The following is a 14,671-nucleotide window of genomic DNA, read 5'->3' on the forward strand; positions in this document are numbered from 1 at the left end:
GTAGTTTTTTTGTGCTATCTAGGCTACAAATTGGGGAAAGGGGAAGGGGGAAGGGGGAAGGGGGAAAGGGGAAAGGGGGAAAGGGGAAATGGGACTGTGGACTATGGACTATGGACTATGGACTATGGACTGTGGACTATGGACTGTGGACTATGGACTATGGACTATGGACTATGGACTGTGGACTATGGACTGTGGACTATGGACTATGGACTATGGACTAATGACTAATGACTAGGATTGTGTCTTTCTATTGCCAGTTGGACTAATTTATCTACTAATTCTGGAAAGGGGATGCCGCTATGGGCCCAGAGTTGGGGATACATACTGGTAGCGGTGAAACCTGGTAGAGTGTTAATTTCATTAATCAACACTTCGCCTGTAGCTTCTAAGTAGAAAAAGTCTACTCTGGCTAAACCAGCAGCGTCAACAGCAGCGAAGGCTTGCAAAGCCATGTCTTGAATTTTACTGCTGATGTCGTTGGGAATAGCGGCAGGGATTAGTAAATCTGCTTTACCTTGGGTATATTTAGTTTCATAATCATAAAAGTCACTATCAAAGGTAATTTCACCAACAACGGAAGCTTGGGGTTGGTCGTTACCTAAAACAGCACATTCGACTTCTCTAGCGACAACACCAGCTTCTACAATAATTCGACGGTCATATTGAGCCGCATTATCTAAAGCATTTTCTAATTCTTGGCGCGATCGCACTTTAGAAATTCCCACAGATGACCCCAGATTAGCTGGTTTCACAAAACAGGGATAGCCCAAATCCGCTTCTATTTCATCACATAATTTGGGGAATATACAAGGATTAGACCATATCTGCGCTCTAGTCACAGCCTTATATTTCACCTGGGGTATTCCCGCTTGGGCAAAAGCCATCTTCATGGCTATCTTATCCATTCCCAAAGCGGAACCCAAAACGCTAGAACCGACGAAAGGAATTTGCATCAGGGTAAGTAAACCTTGAATTGTCCCATCTTCACCATTAGGCCCGTGAAGAATAGGAAACCAAACATCCACCTCCGCCACTTGGGAAGGTGACTGCCAACGTTCCAGGGTTTGTTGTTGGGGGTTAGATACAATATTATTGTCAGTTGCTGATGGGGATGAGGATTCTAACAGAGGCACACCCGATTTTAGTACAGTTTGCGGTGCTTCTCCTGCTAACCACCGCCCATTTTTTTGGATATAAAAAGGCAGTATTTCGTACTTACTAGCATTTTCCCCAGCACTGAGAGCTGTTGCGATCGCCCTTGCTGAATTTATAGATACTTCATGCTCCCCAGAACGCCCGCCAAACAACAATCCCACCCGCAACTTACTCATCTTTACTACCTTTACACACCCGACGCTGATAGCGTATCACAATTTTGTCAGTTGACAGTTATCAGTTATCAGTTATCAGTTATCAGTTAACAGTTGACAGTGGTCAGTTGACTAATGACTATTGACTATTGACTATTGACTAATGACCAATGACTATTGACTAATGACCAATGACTATTGACTAATGACTGTGGACTATGGACTAATGACTATTGACTATTGACTGTGGACTAATGACTTTAACTTTGTCACAAAAGCAACATACCCGCAACACAAAACTCGGATGGTCTTTAGACAAGCGAGATCCAGAGTTTATTAAAGCTGTCATGCCCATGATGGGCTTTTTCTACGATTATTATTTTCGCGTGCAAACCAGTGGTTGGGAACACATCCCAGCACAGGAAAAAGTTTTATTAGTTGGTTCCCATAATGGGGGAATAGCGGTTCCTGATATGTTTATGATGATGTATGACTGGTTTCGCCGATTTGGAGTAGAACGACCAGTTTACGGTCTGATGCACCCCACGGTTTGGCAGGTTAGCCCACCGATAGCAGGGCTAATGGCTAAAACTGGGGCGATTATAGCTCATCCGAAAATGGCTTATGCTGCTTTGCGTTCTGGAGCTAGTGTACTGGTGTATCCAGGGGGAGCAGAAGATGCTTTTCGACCTTATGAACTACGTCATAAAATTTATTTTGCTGGCAGACAAGGATTTATCAAGCTAGCACTGCGGGAAAATGTACCAATTATGCCGATGATTTCCTCTGGCGCTCACGATACTTTAATTGTATTAGCAGATATATATAAATTTGTCAAGCAATTGCATGATAAAGGAATGCCTTGGTTACTGGGTATTGATCCGGTGGTATTTCCGATTTATTTAGGCTGGCCTTGGGGTCTATCGATTGGGCCTTTACCGAATATTCCTTTTCCTGTGACCATACACACGCGGGTTTGTCCACCGATTGTCTTTGCACATTATGGCAGAGAAGCCGCAAGCGATCGCCATTATGTCAACGAATGCTACAACTTGGTTTTAACCAAGATGCAGCATGAGTTAGACAAACTAGTGTGTGAGTCTAGTCATTAGTCATTAGTCATTAGTCATTAGTCATTAGTCAAAAGTCCATAGTGATAGATTTGACTATGGACTATGGACTATGGACTATGGACTATGGACTAGTTTGGACTTTGTTCAGGCATCATGCACTTATCAGAGTCACAACCTGCTGGGCCTACTTCCATTAACTCACCGAAATCATAGCGGCTTAAAACGGTGTAGAAATCATCAGTTTTGCGACGTTGGGCAACTTCTGCCAGCATTTGCTCATAGGTTGCTTTAGAAATCGGTTCAAATGGTAGACGGGGGAAGGTTTGATGGTCATCAAACCTAGCCAACAATGCCGCACTGATGTAACCTTCATCATTTTGTATGGCTTGCCAGATTTGTGTGCCTAAAGTTTCCACTTCATGTTCTCGCAGCTCGATGGTTGCAGATGTGTTGTGGGTGACGTAGAATTTCTGCACCTGCATATAGAAATCCATTTGGGCGATCGCACCAAATTTACTAATATCGATGGTATCAGCACCCGGTATATCAGCCCAAGGTACGGCAACGGGAATTTCTACTAACCACTCACTCACCCTGGGATCGAAGGGATCATTCAGCAAGTTACCTTGTTCATCCTTATCTGACTGCGAGGGTATGACGTTGTAACCGTAGTCAAGACAAGCCAAGGCTACGGGGTCATTTTTGCCGAAAGTAATGCGGCGGATAAACCTTTGGGCTTTGGGGGGATGCCAACCAGGACTAGCACCAGTTAATAGTGATTTTGTCCCACTGGGTTGGACTGTAGTACAACGGTTCGGGCGTTTAATGTTGTGGCGATCGCAATAATCCCACACTACCCGATGCACAATCTCGCGCCAAGAAGTGAGATATTTTTCTTCCTCGCGTTTAAACGCCAACCCTTGGGTTGTTTCCGGTCTTCCTTCCTCCCACCAGCGCAACCAGTCCACACCAAAAGCATGGACAAAGAAATCAAACAAGCCAGTAAAAGAAACCCCCACAATTGGGTCTAATTCCCGACTATATTGATAGCGCGGTTCTTGGAACTTGTGATTTAAAAGTGTGGCTACAGATAAAGCCCCAGCCGTGAAAGCCTCCTCTTGTTCTTTGTAATCAAATGGGTCAATTTGATTGAGGTGAACTTCAGATAGATTACAGTGGAAGTCGCTACCAAGAATTTCCAGTTTTGTTACCCTAAAGGCTTTTTATCCTCTAGTTCTACAGGTTCTATATTCCCTGTAGCTCCGCGTACCTTTTGTACGTATGACCGTAAATGATAGATAAATTCCTTTTGACTACAAGGTTTTTCTACAACAATCTGGCAGATAGTCCTAATATCCAAAATGTTGTACTCCTTTTGAATTAAATCCCACAAAGGCTGAAAGAAACTCTTCAGCTTGTTAAATTTTAAGGAAAACAGTTGCTCAGAGTTGTCTAATGCAAAAGAATACACCAATACTTTGACACCTGAATTTGTGAATAAAGTTTTGCCATGTTGTGCTTGAATTGAACAATGCTTAGAGCAAAAACGCCTTTGAGATGCTTTATGTTGTATCACCTCAAAGTTCTTTTGGCATAATTCACAAATTAAAGTATATCTAGGCGCTGTCAGTCCTGTTTTCTGCCCTTTTCGAGATTGATGATAAGCTTTTCGCTTTGGACTATTGAGAAACTTTTCCTTAAATTCAGGGTCTGCAAATCTAGCTTTTGCCTTATCACGAATTTTATTTTTGGCTTCCTGGGTTTGAGTAACACCATACATGGGGTTTTTATTCCCAATGTTATTCATGCCTCTGACCTTAGCAAAAGATTTCCATTCCTGTTTCAAGTGTTCAAATACAAAAGGAGTGGGTTTGATAAGTTGTCGTAAGTCTTTTTCTTGGAGAATGGTAACTTTTACATTGTACTCAGACTGAAAACGCTGAACTTTTGGCAGATCATACGTAAAGTTGAAAGAACCCTTGATTTCAACATATTCACCTGTCTCTAGGCAGAAATCAGGTTTATACCTAACTCCGTCCGAGAGCGTATAGGTTTTGTGTTCGTATGTCCACCCAATGTTCATATAGTCCAAATATCTTGCGTAAATGTATTCAAGACTAGACCTAAGACAATGCTCACCGTAAAAACCTGAGTAGCCATAAAAATTACTGGTCATACGTACCCCCACACTCTTGGAGAGGTTATATTCTAGAAAACAATTGTTTTGCTATCTAGGTTCACTCTCTACGCTGTACGGTGTCAATAGCTTTTTAATTCCATTGATTACCACGGGATTAGCTTCTCAGCTTTCCCCGTATTTGCGGGGTTTTTTACGTGAGGCAAATATAATTAAATACCACACGGATTAAGTCCGTATCTAGCCAAACGATGCTCTAATTCATCAGCATCTATTTGGGGGTAATGTTCATTTAACCATTGCTTGGCGTTACCGTCCTCATAAGCTTGCAAAAACTCTTTCTTCAATTCTGGAGTTGATAGCAAATCAATATTTGCTCTGGCTACAGCTTCCCCAGCCCATTGAATCGCACCTTCGCCACTGTAATATTGTTTACGTACAGCATCAATAGATTCTTGTAGTGTTGGCTTGTGATGAAATACTCTACTGTGATTCGCCATCCGTAAAGAATCACGCTCAGGGTCAATGCGCCAGTTACCGTTTTCATCTTGCTGCCATAAATTATCTTTGGCATTTGCCCCCAATTGGTCATCGGAGGTGAATTGCCTCATGCCGGCACTGTTAGAAACTAAAATGCCTTCACATACAAATTCGTGAACATTTGCTACTTCAATGTCGTATGTAGGTGCAGAACGGACATTCATCTCAACCCCTACAACTTTAATTGGAACTAAATCAGTTGCTTCGGCAAGATATTTTTTAACCGTAGGTAAAGGCATTTGTGTGTGAATACGACCCCAGTGATATTTAGTACTATTCACAATAGGGCGAACCATTGCTTTTGGAAAGCTGTGGTCTTTAAATGATGCCGGAATTGGACGTTTGTGGGCGGAAAATACCAAAGAATATTGTTCTAGAAAGTCTGAAACACTGGCAAATGCTGCTGCACCAACAGTAACTAATTCACCTTCCCATTTTCCTGTCCGCCTGCGGATTGAAGCGCACAGACGAACTGTAATTCCCAAGGATGCGTACAGTGTTTGAATTTGCTGCAAAAATCTTTGATGAATTGAAGCAACCAAAACGCCTTGTGAATGACACCCATCAGTATCAGCGAGACCTGCTAGGTAAGCTTTGCGAATCTCGGTTGTACCTAACAAAATACAATCAGGAACTTTCAACGCTTGGAAGGCTTGTCTGAATAACTGGAGGTATTGGTTCAAAGCTGATGAGTTGAACTGTAGCTCATAGGCTTTAGTTTTACACTGTTCTGGTGTTGTTATCGTGTAAGTTTTTAGACCAAATTCACTACCAACCTCAATTAAACGTTCTAAAATTTTTGGAGTCTTTTGATGAACTCGAAATCTTACTCTTGAGCCATCGGAACTAACTGAACCATCACCCTGTAAATAACCGATAAAGTAAGCCACATCAGGAGTTAGAGCTGGAACTGTAATTGGCTTAGTTTTGCCCTTGATTGTGCCACGAAACTCAGGTAGTTCAGTCGGTGTTCCTGGTAGAGCTTGTGGTACAAATATCAAGCGATCGCCTGGTTGTAAGTCCTGAGCTTTAATCATTTCGTAATTGCCGAATACATCTGTTAAAACGGCAACTTTGTGGTCGGCTGTACAATCAAAGAAACCATCTTGAGTGCGAATACGGCAAAGAGATTGTTCACCCTGAATAAAAAAATTGGTAACTGGGTAAAAACCTTTACTTGTCAGCACGCGATCGCCCACACGTACTTTAGCAATCGGGACTAATCCCGCTTCAGTATGTACTAAAGCATCTTCAGGCAAACAACGTCTTATATTTCCCGCCACAATTGTTACAGCCGCTTCGTCAATTAGCAGACAGCACTCTACAGAATTTAACTGTCTACCTACTGCTTTATTGAGAATGGCAGCACAGCGTTGATACAATCCGGGTAACTTGACAGGATTAGCAACTCCACCAAAGCCTTTCAGGGTTTCTCCGGCTTCGCGCACATCGCTAACATCAACAAATACCTGTACTTCATCAGTGAATCTTTCGTCTGTGGAGAGTTCCAGCAGGACTTGATAAGATTCTACCCAACCCTCACGGCTATCTCCAACGTGGATAGTAACTTTGTTACCTTCTATAACGGTTTGTGTATATTCACGACGTAAGTTTTTCGGAGTAGTGCCAATTTCGCCTTGAACGATGACATTTAAGCGATTACGGATAGGTGGTAATTGATGAATATGTTGTGGTTCGATGACAGCCCCCGTCCCGCAACCCATCATCGCTAGATTCATCATCAACCCGAAGGCTTTCCAGTCTTTGAGGTTGGTGGATGTGCAATTATACGCGCCGGAGAAGTTTTTGGATTTGTTAATCCAATCTGTACCGCCTACCCACAACCAGCGACCACTGGGTAGGGCTTTTAAATTACGCTGAGACTTTTCTAAAATTGCTACTTCCTCAGCCGTAAGTTTACCTAACTCGATTAAATCCTTGAGGGTGCGATCGCATACCTCATCCCACGTTTCCCTTAACCCCGCTTCTGTACGGCGGCTATAGGTTCTAAAAAATACCGGATTGGCAGCCGGGGCAGATTCAGGAAACCTGGCACTCTGACGTTTTCTTTCAAGCTCACGAACCATATAACAAGTTTTATTGCTTATTCACAGATTATGACTATAGACCAAGTGGATGGAGGATAAAAGATTGAAAATTTTTCCACTTTACGCTATGCCTTAACTGTACAAATTGCCACATAAGTTTATGGTGTATAATGTCTTTTCCTACCTAATAGAGTTTATATACGTAGTTGCAATTATTGACAGTATTTAAAAAGTCTATGAATCAACAAAAATACAAAATAAAATCAAGTTATCAGCAGAAAAATTAACTAAAATTTAAGGATTGGAATTCATCTTCAACGGAAAGATTGTAGCAAAAATTACAGAATATTAAATTATGCCTCTAGCTCCTTGGCGAAGTGCGATCGCCCATGCCCTCCATCGTAACCGCAGCCTAGTTTATGCCCGCTACCTCCAATTAGCCACAGTCAGGGCGAATGGTCATCCAGCTAACCGGACTGTAGTTTTTCGGGGTTTTTTAGCAGATACCAATCAATTAAAATTCATTACCGATGCCCGTAGCGATAAAATCGACCAGATACAGCAGCAACCTTGGGCAGAGGCCTGTTGGTACTTTCCCAACACCAGAGAACAATTCCGCATCAGTGGCTATTTAACCTTAGTAGGAAGTGATGAATCTCACCCTCATCTCCAACCAGCCAGGTTGGCTACTTGGCAAGAACTCAGCGATGCAGCACGCTTACAGTTTGCTTGGCCTCATCCAGGCAAAAATAAAGAAGACCAAGCAGCCTTCAACCCACCGCCACCTGATCCCCAAAAACCAATAGCGAATTTTTGCCTATTACTACTCGAACCCAAACAGGTAGACCATTTAGAATTACGGGGCGAACCACAAAACCGTTACCTTTATCGTCTTGATGACCAAGAATGGTCTATGCAAGCTGTTAACCCTTGATGGGGAGTGGCGAGTAAGAGGGAGATCAGAGTTAAAGAGAAAGGGTGAAAGAGGGGTTTGGGAATTTTGGATTTTGAATTTTTAACAGTGAACAGTCAACAGTTCGTAGGGGCGGGTTGATTGAGAAATTCATTGCGAAAACAGATATATCCGTTAAACCCGCCCGTACTTAGATACGAACATGAAATACCGCAGCAATTAGTGGAAGACGTTAGTGCGCTGTTACACCACAGCATAAGCCGTCAGGACTGATAACTGATAACTGATAACTGATAACTGATTTAAATTCCTGCACCATCTAGAAATTCTTGAATTGCCTTATCCCTGAGATTGCACCATTGGGAATCATGAGATATTTGTTCTTCTAAGGAAGTTGCAGCTACTAAAGCCGGAGACTTGGAAACGGACTGTTTATCTTGTAAGGCTTGTATTTGTAGTTCAAGTACTTCAATGCGGTCAACCAAGGCACGAATTACTTGAGCTTCGGAATCTGGTAAATTGTTATGTTCCAGGGGGTCAACTTTAGCACCGGAACGATAAACAATCCGTCCAGGGATACCGACAACTGTACAGTTAGAGGGTACATCTCTGAGTACAACTGACCCAGCACCAATACGGACGTTGTTGCCAACTTGAATATTGCCCAGTACCTTCGCACCAGCACCAACAACAACATTTTCGCCTAAAGTGGGGTGACGTTTGCCGCTTTCTTTACCTGTTCCCCCAAGGGTGACACCTTGGTAAATTAGGGCGTAATCTCCGACGATCGCAGTTTCACCAATTACTACCCCCATCCCGTGGTCGATAAACACGCCTTGCCCAATTGTTGCACCAGGATGGATTTCAATTCCTGTCAAAAACCGAGCAATGTGGGAAATCAGGCGGGGAATAAAGGGCATTCCCACAAGATGCAGCCAGTTAGCTACCCGATAGAATAATAGGGCTTGCAAACCAGGGTAACAAAACAAGACCTCCAGCAGGTTACGGGCAGCTGGGTCACGTTCAAATATGATACGAAAGTCAGCACGCAGTGTAGATAGCACGAGATAGCACCCTCGGTAAAGCACAACAAGCTACCTTCTGATCATATCGCTCATGATGTTAGTTATTATGCAGAAAAAAATTCTTCTTTCTGCAACCAGATTTTATAGTAGGGAACAGGGGACAGGTGATAGGTGACAGGCTGGAAATAGGCTTTTTATGACTTAATCCATGTCTTAAAGTAGGTGGCGACTGTTATAACTGGTTAATTTTCTTGGACTGTTAAGGTGTAGTTGCGCTTGACACCAGAATTAAATGTGGCTATCCAAACTTGGTAAGTACCTTTTTTCCAGTTGCGGTCATCGATGCTAGCGTCTTTGCTCTTTCCCGTATCATCGCCACAACGAATTGTATTATCATCTGGCCCTTTAATTAATAAGGTAGTATCAGTCCCACCACTATTAACTTGTAATTTCAGCCGAGGAAAGTCTTTTTCTAAAATCATGATGTGGTCTGGCTTGGGATCAGCAAAGCCGATGCAAGGTTTTTGATCGCGATCGCGGTTACTAATGGCAGACAATGAATAACCACCACCTGTATAACCGGAAACTTTCCCCTCTGCTGGCGCAAACCCTGGTGATAAGTTAAGTGTGGCAAAATTAGCTGTCTGTGCAATTACAGGTGTAGTCATTACAGTTGTAGCTATAGCCAAAATCCAACCGCCTCGAAAATGAAGTCGGGGGCGACAATCCTTCATAGCAGCCCTCCAACAGGCTCTAATATTAATTTGGTAATGTTATATACATATTCTAATTACAAGTTTTAGTAAAAAAGCAACAATATGTAGCACTTGCCAATTTGTCACAAGTTATGTATTTCTAATTAATTTGCTTTAACTCTTTCTTAAGAAAAAGTTCATATTTTTACAGTATCTTCATCGTTACTGCTCAATTACATTATGTAAAAACTGATATCCTAATGCTATATATTTGATTGACACAGCATAGCAATAAAGTAGAGACATCAGGCTTTTAGCCATCGATTTCTTCTGCTTCATCAATGGGAAAATTAGGGAATAATACCCAGTTTTAGCGTTAAAAAGTAAACTAGTCAGACTTTTCACGTCATGTGGAAAAGTTAACGCTCCTACCTAACCCCCCAGCCCCCTTTCCTACAAGGCTATGGGCAGGGTGGTTTCATACAGAAAAAGAAAAATTTATAAGTTACGTCTAATGTGAATTAAAATCTTGTAATTGGATAGACATTTGTAGGGGCGGGTTAATCAAATATCATCAACAATTAACGATGATCCCGGTGAACCCGCCCCTAGCGAGTCTCATTAGCTCCCCGCATAGGCTATTGTTTGGATAATAAAGGTTTTTCTAATTCACATCAGGCGTAAGTTCTGATTTCTGGTGTTGTAGCAACTGGCGTGAGAGGAATGAAAGTGGGGTTTTTCAGAGCCGGTGAAAAGTCAGAAACTAGTAAATCAAGCCAAACTCAAAAATTAATTATTAATTAATATTTCAACCAGAAGTTCAGGACAAGACAAATGTGGGCAATGTCCAGAAGGTAGTTCAATTGCATCGACTTCTAAGCGCTTGCTGGCGGCGTAGTGTGACCATGTAGGGGATATGATGCGGTCATTGGTACAAACAATATATTTACGCTCAACCTTGGGCAAAACTTTTAAAGGGTTGGTTTCAAACATATAGCCAATAAACTGTTGCGAACGACTTTTGGAGATTGCCCACTCTGCTATATCTGCCTGACAATCATGATAGAAAAAATCCATTAATACTGTTGGGTTTGAATAATCTTTCCCGATAGAAGCGGGTTCATACATATTAGGTTCATCATAGAACCGTTCGAGATGAATCGGGTCTTTTAGCTGGTAATTAAATGATTTGATTGTTTCAGGATCAAGATGATGAGACATTTGGTCAAATGTACTAACACCAGGATAAGGAAGCAGCGCACCGATAAACACTAGTTGACGCACTTTTACCGCTTCTGCAACTAGGGGAATTATAGTACCAGCCATTGAGTGACCAACTAACACAATATCATCATCAGTTTTTGGTAGTGCTTGAATTACTACGTCTGCCATTTGAGATAAAGTAGCAGACGCATCTTCAATTGGCAAATCCATTGCTACGGTTTTGTGACCATGTGCTTCTAAGTGGGGAATTAGCAAATCCCAACACCAAGTACCTTGAAAAGCACCATGAACTAGACAAAAAATACTCATATCAGTTTAATTAGTGAGTTTGACCAGGATGCGTTAAGAAAACATTTGCGAGAACCTGTAATAAAGAATATTGTTTTTGCTAGCATATCCACAACGGGAACCTAGACTATTGACAGTTGCGATCGCGCTATTCATTTTTCGGGAAAAATTCGGCACAATGGTAATCACCAGCCATAAATCATCCCCAACAGTGAACGCCTCTACTACTAGCAACTTCGCTCAAACCCAGTCACGCAAAGCAGATCATATCCGCATCTGCCTAGAAGAAGATGTGCAATTCCGCGAAACTACCAACGGACTAGAACGCTATCGCTTTACTCATTGTTGCTTACCAGAAATAGACCGCAACGATATTGACACCAGCACCACTTTTTTAGGTAAAAAACTTGGCGCTCCTTTGTTAATCTCTTCCATGACTGGGGGAACTGAACAGGCGGGAATGATTAACCGCCGTTTAGCTGAACTCGCTCAACAATATCAATTTGCTATGGGTGTGGGTTCCCAACGGGTGGCGGTAGAAAAACCCCAGGTGGCTAAAACTTTTGCTATTCGTCAGTATGCCCCCGATGTGTTGCTATTCGCTAATGTGGGTGCGGTACAACTTAATTACACCTATGGCTTAGATGAATGTCTGCAAATCATCGATATGCTAGAGGCGGATGCTTTGATTTTGCATATCAACCCCCTGCAAGAATGTATTCAACCAAGGGGCGATGTCAATTTCCGGGGTTTGCTTGACAAAATAGCAGAATTATGTAGTAAGTTATCAGTGCCAGTGATTGCTAAAGAAGTGGGTAATGGGATTTCTGGCGCAATGGCGGAAAAATTAATTGCGGCGGGAGTACAAGCCATTGATGTAGCTGGTGCGGGTGGTACTTCTTGGGCAAAGGTAGAAGGGGAACGAGCAGAAAACGCCATACAACGACGATTAGGTAGAACCTTTGCAGATTGGGGAATACCCACAGCCGATTGTATTACAAGTGTGAGAGCGATCGCACCTGATATTCCCTTAATCGCTTCCGGTGGCTTGCGTGATGGACTCGAAGTCGCCAAAGCGATCGCTTTAGGAGCAGATATCGCTGGTTTAGCTTTGCCCTTCCTCCAAGCCGCCATAGAATCAGAAATCGCCTTGCAAGAGTTAGCCCAAGTGCTGATTGCCGAAATCACCACAGTATTATTTTGCACTGGCAACGCTACTTTACATCAGTTAAAACACGCTAACAGCTTACAGCGCATACAATAGATTTTATTAGGGGACAGGGGACAGGTGACAGTTGACAGTTGTCAGTTGTCAGTTGTCAGTTGACAGTTGTCGGTTGTCAGTTGTCAGTTGACAGTTGACTATGGACTATGGACTAATGACTAATGACTAATGACTAATGACTAATAACTAATAACTAATGAATAACTTTCTTAAACAAACTCTTGCTAGCTTACTAGGCACTTTATTCGGACTATTTATATTCGCTGGTGTTGGGACTACAGGACTTTTATTATTGTTATTTGCTGCTGCTAGTTCTAGTAGTTCAGGGCCAGTAGTAAAAGATAAATCAGTGTTGGTGTTTGACTTGTCGATGAACATCAGCGAAAGAGAACTGGGTGCTGGTGAAGAATTACAAAATAGACTCTCAGGTGTGACACAAGATCGGATGACACTCCGCAGCGTGCTTGATAGTTTAGAGAAAGCAAAACTGGATAAGCGTATTGTCGCTATTTACCTAGATGGTACTCGTGGGGGTAATAATCTGGGTTTTGCTTCAATGAAAGAAATTCGCAAAGCTTTAGAAGAGTTTCGTAAATCAGGTAAGAAGATATTCGCCTATGGTGTAGGTTGGGACGAGCGGGATTATTATCTGAGTTCAGTAGCGGATACCGTTGCACTGAATCCTTTGGGTGACTTAGAAATTAACGGTTTGAGTAGCCAACCGATGTTCTTAGCGGGAGCATTGCAAAAGTACGGTATTGGTGTACAAGTTGTGCGAGTTGGGAAATTTAAGGGTGCAGTCGAACCGTTAGTGTTAGACAAGCTGAGTCCAGAAAACCGTGAACAAACCCAGAAATTATTGAATGATGTTTGGAGTGATTGGCGTAGTACAGTTGGTAATAGTCGGAAAATTGAGCCACAAAAACTGCAAGCGATCGCCGATAATCAACCATTCCTAGAAGCGACAGCAGCCAAAACCAACGGCTTAGTAGATCAAGTAGTATACAACGACCAAATAGTTGCTGACTTAAAAAAAATCACAGATAGCGATAAAGACGATAAGACATTTAAACAGATTAACCTGCGGCGATACGCTCAAGTACCAGGTAAACCATTGGGTGTAGAAAGAGACTCAAAAAATAAAATTGCTGTGGTTTATGCTGAAGGTGATATCGTCAATGGTCAAGGTGAAGATGGACAAATAGGTGGCGATCGCTTTGCCCGGATCTTTAATACAATCAGGCAAGATAAAAACGTCAAAGCAGTTGTTTTGCGAATTAATAGTCCTGGTGGTAGCGCCACAGCATCAGAAATCATGCAGCGCGAAATCCGCCTAACTCGTCAAAGCAAACCCGTGATTGTATCTATGGGTGATTATGCTGCTTCCGGTGGTTACTGGATAGCCAGCGACTCTAATCGAATTTTCGCTGAACCCAACACAATTACAGGTTCTATCGGTGTATTTGGTGTGTTATTTAACGGGCAGAAACTAGCAAATGATAATGGTATCACCTGGGATGCTGTCAAAACCGCACGTTATGCAGATAGTCAAACCGTAGCGCGTCCCAAATCTCCCCAAGAAATAGCAATTTATCAGCGCAGTGTTGACCGCATTTACAATATGTTTATCAACAAAGTTGCTCAAGGGCGCAAATTACCCACACAAAAAGTTGCAGAAATTGCCCAAGGAAGAGTTTGGTCTGGTATGGCTGCAAAGCAAATTGGTTTAGTTGATGAGATTGGCGGCTTGAATGCGGCTGTAGAATATGCAGCTAAAGAAGCGAAGCTAGGTAAAGATTGGGAATTAAAAGATTATCCCAGAGAAACCTCTTTTGAAGAGCGCTTTTTTGGCGGAGCAGTTGAAGATATTAGTACCACTTTAGGGATTGAGAAGTTAGTCAATAAACCAACTGATCCATTAACAACTGAATTACAAAAATTGCAAAAAGAATTTGCGATTTTGCAGAACATGAACGACCCCCAAGGTGTGTATGCGCGGTTGCCTTTTAACTTGAAGATTGAGTAACTATATGACTAGTAGGGTGGGCAATGCCCACCAACCAATTGATAATAATAACCCTCTTCTGTCACTTTCCGAAATAAGCAAGTAGTAAATAACTGAAATTAGCCAGAAGAGAAAAAAGGTTTAAATTGGTTCATGGTAGAAATTAGGTGATTAAATCCAAGCAA

Annotated in this window: 10 protein-coding genes and 1 pseudogene; 4 read left to right on the forward strand and 7 right to left on the reverse strand. The window is 42.2% G+C overall.

All coding sequences use genetic code 11. The features are described 5' to 3' along the window. Window positions 1-227 precede the first annotated feature (227 nt). On the reverse strand, window positions 228-1,334 hold the full coding sequence (locus H6G83_RS23480) for a D-alanine--D-alanine ligase family protein (protein ID WP_190476387.1): 1,107 nt from the start codon (window positions 1,332-1,334) through the stop codon (window positions 228-230). A gap of 245 nt (window positions 1,335-1,579) precedes the next feature. Here H6G83_RS23480 and H6G83_RS23485 point away from each other — a divergent pair, with 245 nt between their 5' ends. Beyond that, entirely contained in the window at window positions 1,580-2,425 is an 846-nt protein-coding gene (locus H6G83_RS23485) for a lysophospholipid acyltransferase family protein (protein ID WP_190476398.1), read from the forward strand. A gap of 89 nt (window positions 2,426-2,514) precedes the next feature. Here the strand turns inward: H6G83_RS23485 and nrdJ are convergent. The 3 genes and pseudogenes from nrdJ to H6G83_RS23500 all read right to left on the reverse strand — a co-directional run. After that, window positions 2,515-3,585 (reverse strand): annotated as a pseudogene (gene nrdJ / locus H6G83_RS23490) (ribonucleoside-triphosphate reductase, adenosylcobalamin-dependent); the annotation flags it as partial. Window positions 3,586-3,593: 8 nt separating this feature from the next. After that, a complete protein-coding gene (locus tag H6G83_RS23495) occupies window positions 3,594-4,469 on the reverse strand; it encodes a PDDEXK family nuclease (RefSeq protein ID WP_190476388.1) in 876 nt (291 codons plus the stop codon). 266 nt (window positions 4,470-4,735) lie between these two features. After that, the gene (locus H6G83_RS23500; protein ID WP_199328563.1) at window positions 4,736-7,150 is read right to left on the reverse strand and encodes an LAGLIDADG family homing endonuclease; all 2,415 of its coding nucleotides are present in this window, start codon (window positions 7,148-7,150) and stop codon (window positions 4,736-4,738) included. 316 nt (window positions 7,151-7,466) lie between these two features. Between H6G83_RS23500 and H6G83_RS23505 the strand changes: the two genes are divergently transcribed. After that, entirely contained in the window at window positions 7,467-8,045 is a 579-nt protein-coding gene (locus tag H6G83_RS23505) for an Npun_F5749 family FMN-dependent PPOX-type flavoprotein (protein ID WP_190476389.1), read from the forward strand. Between the two features lie 281 nt (window positions 8,046-8,326). Here the strand turns inward: H6G83_RS23505 and cysE are convergent, their stop codons facing one another. From cysE to H6G83_RS23520, 3 genes are all read right to left on the reverse strand, one after another. Beyond that, a complete protein-coding gene (gene cysE / locus H6G83_RS23510; protein WP_190476390.1) occupies window positions 8,327-9,088 on the reverse strand; it encodes a serine O-acetyltransferase in 762 nt (253 codons plus the stop codon). A gap of 203 nt (window positions 9,089-9,291) precedes the next feature. Next, window positions 9,292-9,783: a hypothetical protein gene (locus tag H6G83_RS23515; protein ID WP_190476391.1), complete on the reverse strand. Its 492-nt coding sequence runs from the start codon at window positions 9,781-9,783 to the stop codon at window positions 9,292-9,294. A 750-nt stretch (window positions 9,784-10,533) separates the two neighbouring features. Continuing rightward, window positions 10,534-11,277 (reverse strand): alpha/beta fold hydrolase, encoded by a 744-nt coding sequence (locus H6G83_RS23520; protein WP_190476392.1) that lies wholly within the window; start codon window positions 11,275-11,277, stop codon window positions 10,534-10,536. A 157-nt stretch (window positions 11,278-11,434) separates the two neighbouring features. On the opposite strand from H6G83_RS23520, the gene fni reads away from it, so the two are divergent. Beyond that, complete coding sequence (gene fni, locus H6G83_RS23525; protein ID WP_190476399.1) at window positions 11,435-12,520, forward strand: type 2 isopentenyl-diphosphate Delta-isomerase; 1,086 nt, start codon at window positions 11,435-11,437, stop codon at window positions 12,518-12,520. Between the two features lie 157 nt (window positions 12,521-12,677). Continuing rightward, a complete protein-coding gene (gene sppA / locus H6G83_RS23530; RefSeq protein WP_190476393.1) occupies window positions 12,678-14,507 on the forward strand; it encodes a signal peptide peptidase SppA in 1,830 nt (609 codons plus the stop codon). Window positions 14,508-14,671: the final 164 nt, after the last annotated feature.

The organism is Anabaena azotica FACHB-119 (assembly GCF_014697625.1).
GTDB classification, from domain to species: Bacteria; Cyanobacteriota; Cyanobacteriia; order Cyanobacteriales; family Nostocaceae; genus Trichormus; species Trichormus azoticus_A.

Excerpts from the sequence above, each read along its gene's own strand:
- sppA (WP_190476393.1), top strand. The coding sequence starts at position 12,678 with ATGAATAACTTTCTTAAACAAACTCTTGCTAGCTTACTAGGCACTTTA.
- H6G83_RS23515 (WP_190476391.1), bottom strand. The coding sequence starts at position 9,783 with ATGAAGGATTGTCGCCCCCGACTTCATTTTCGAGGCGGTTGGATTTTG.
- H6G83_RS23505 (WP_190476389.1), top strand. The coding sequence starts at position 7,467 with ATGCCTCTAGCTCCTTGGCGAAGTGCGATCGCCCATGCCCTCCATCGT.
- H6G83_RS23520 (WP_190476392.1), bottom strand. The coding sequence starts at position 11,277 with ATGAGTATTTTTTGTCTAGTTCATGGTGCTTTTCAAGGTACTTGGTGT.
- H6G83_RS23480 (WP_190476387.1), bottom strand. The coding sequence starts at position 1,334 with ATGAGTAAGTTGCGGGTGGGATTGTTGTTTGGCGGGCGTTCTGGGGAG.
- H6G83_RS23500 (WP_199328563.1), bottom strand. The coding sequence starts at position 7,150 with ATGGTTCGTGAGCTTGAAAGAAAACGTCAGAGTGCCAGGTTTCCTGAA.
- fni (WP_190476399.1), top strand. The coding sequence starts at position 11,435 with ATGGTAATCACCAGCCATAAATCATCCCCAACAGTGAACGCCTCTACT.
- H6G83_RS23495 (WP_190476388.1), bottom strand. The coding sequence starts at position 4,469 with ATGAACATTGGGTGGACATACGAACACAAAACCTATACGCTCTCGGAC.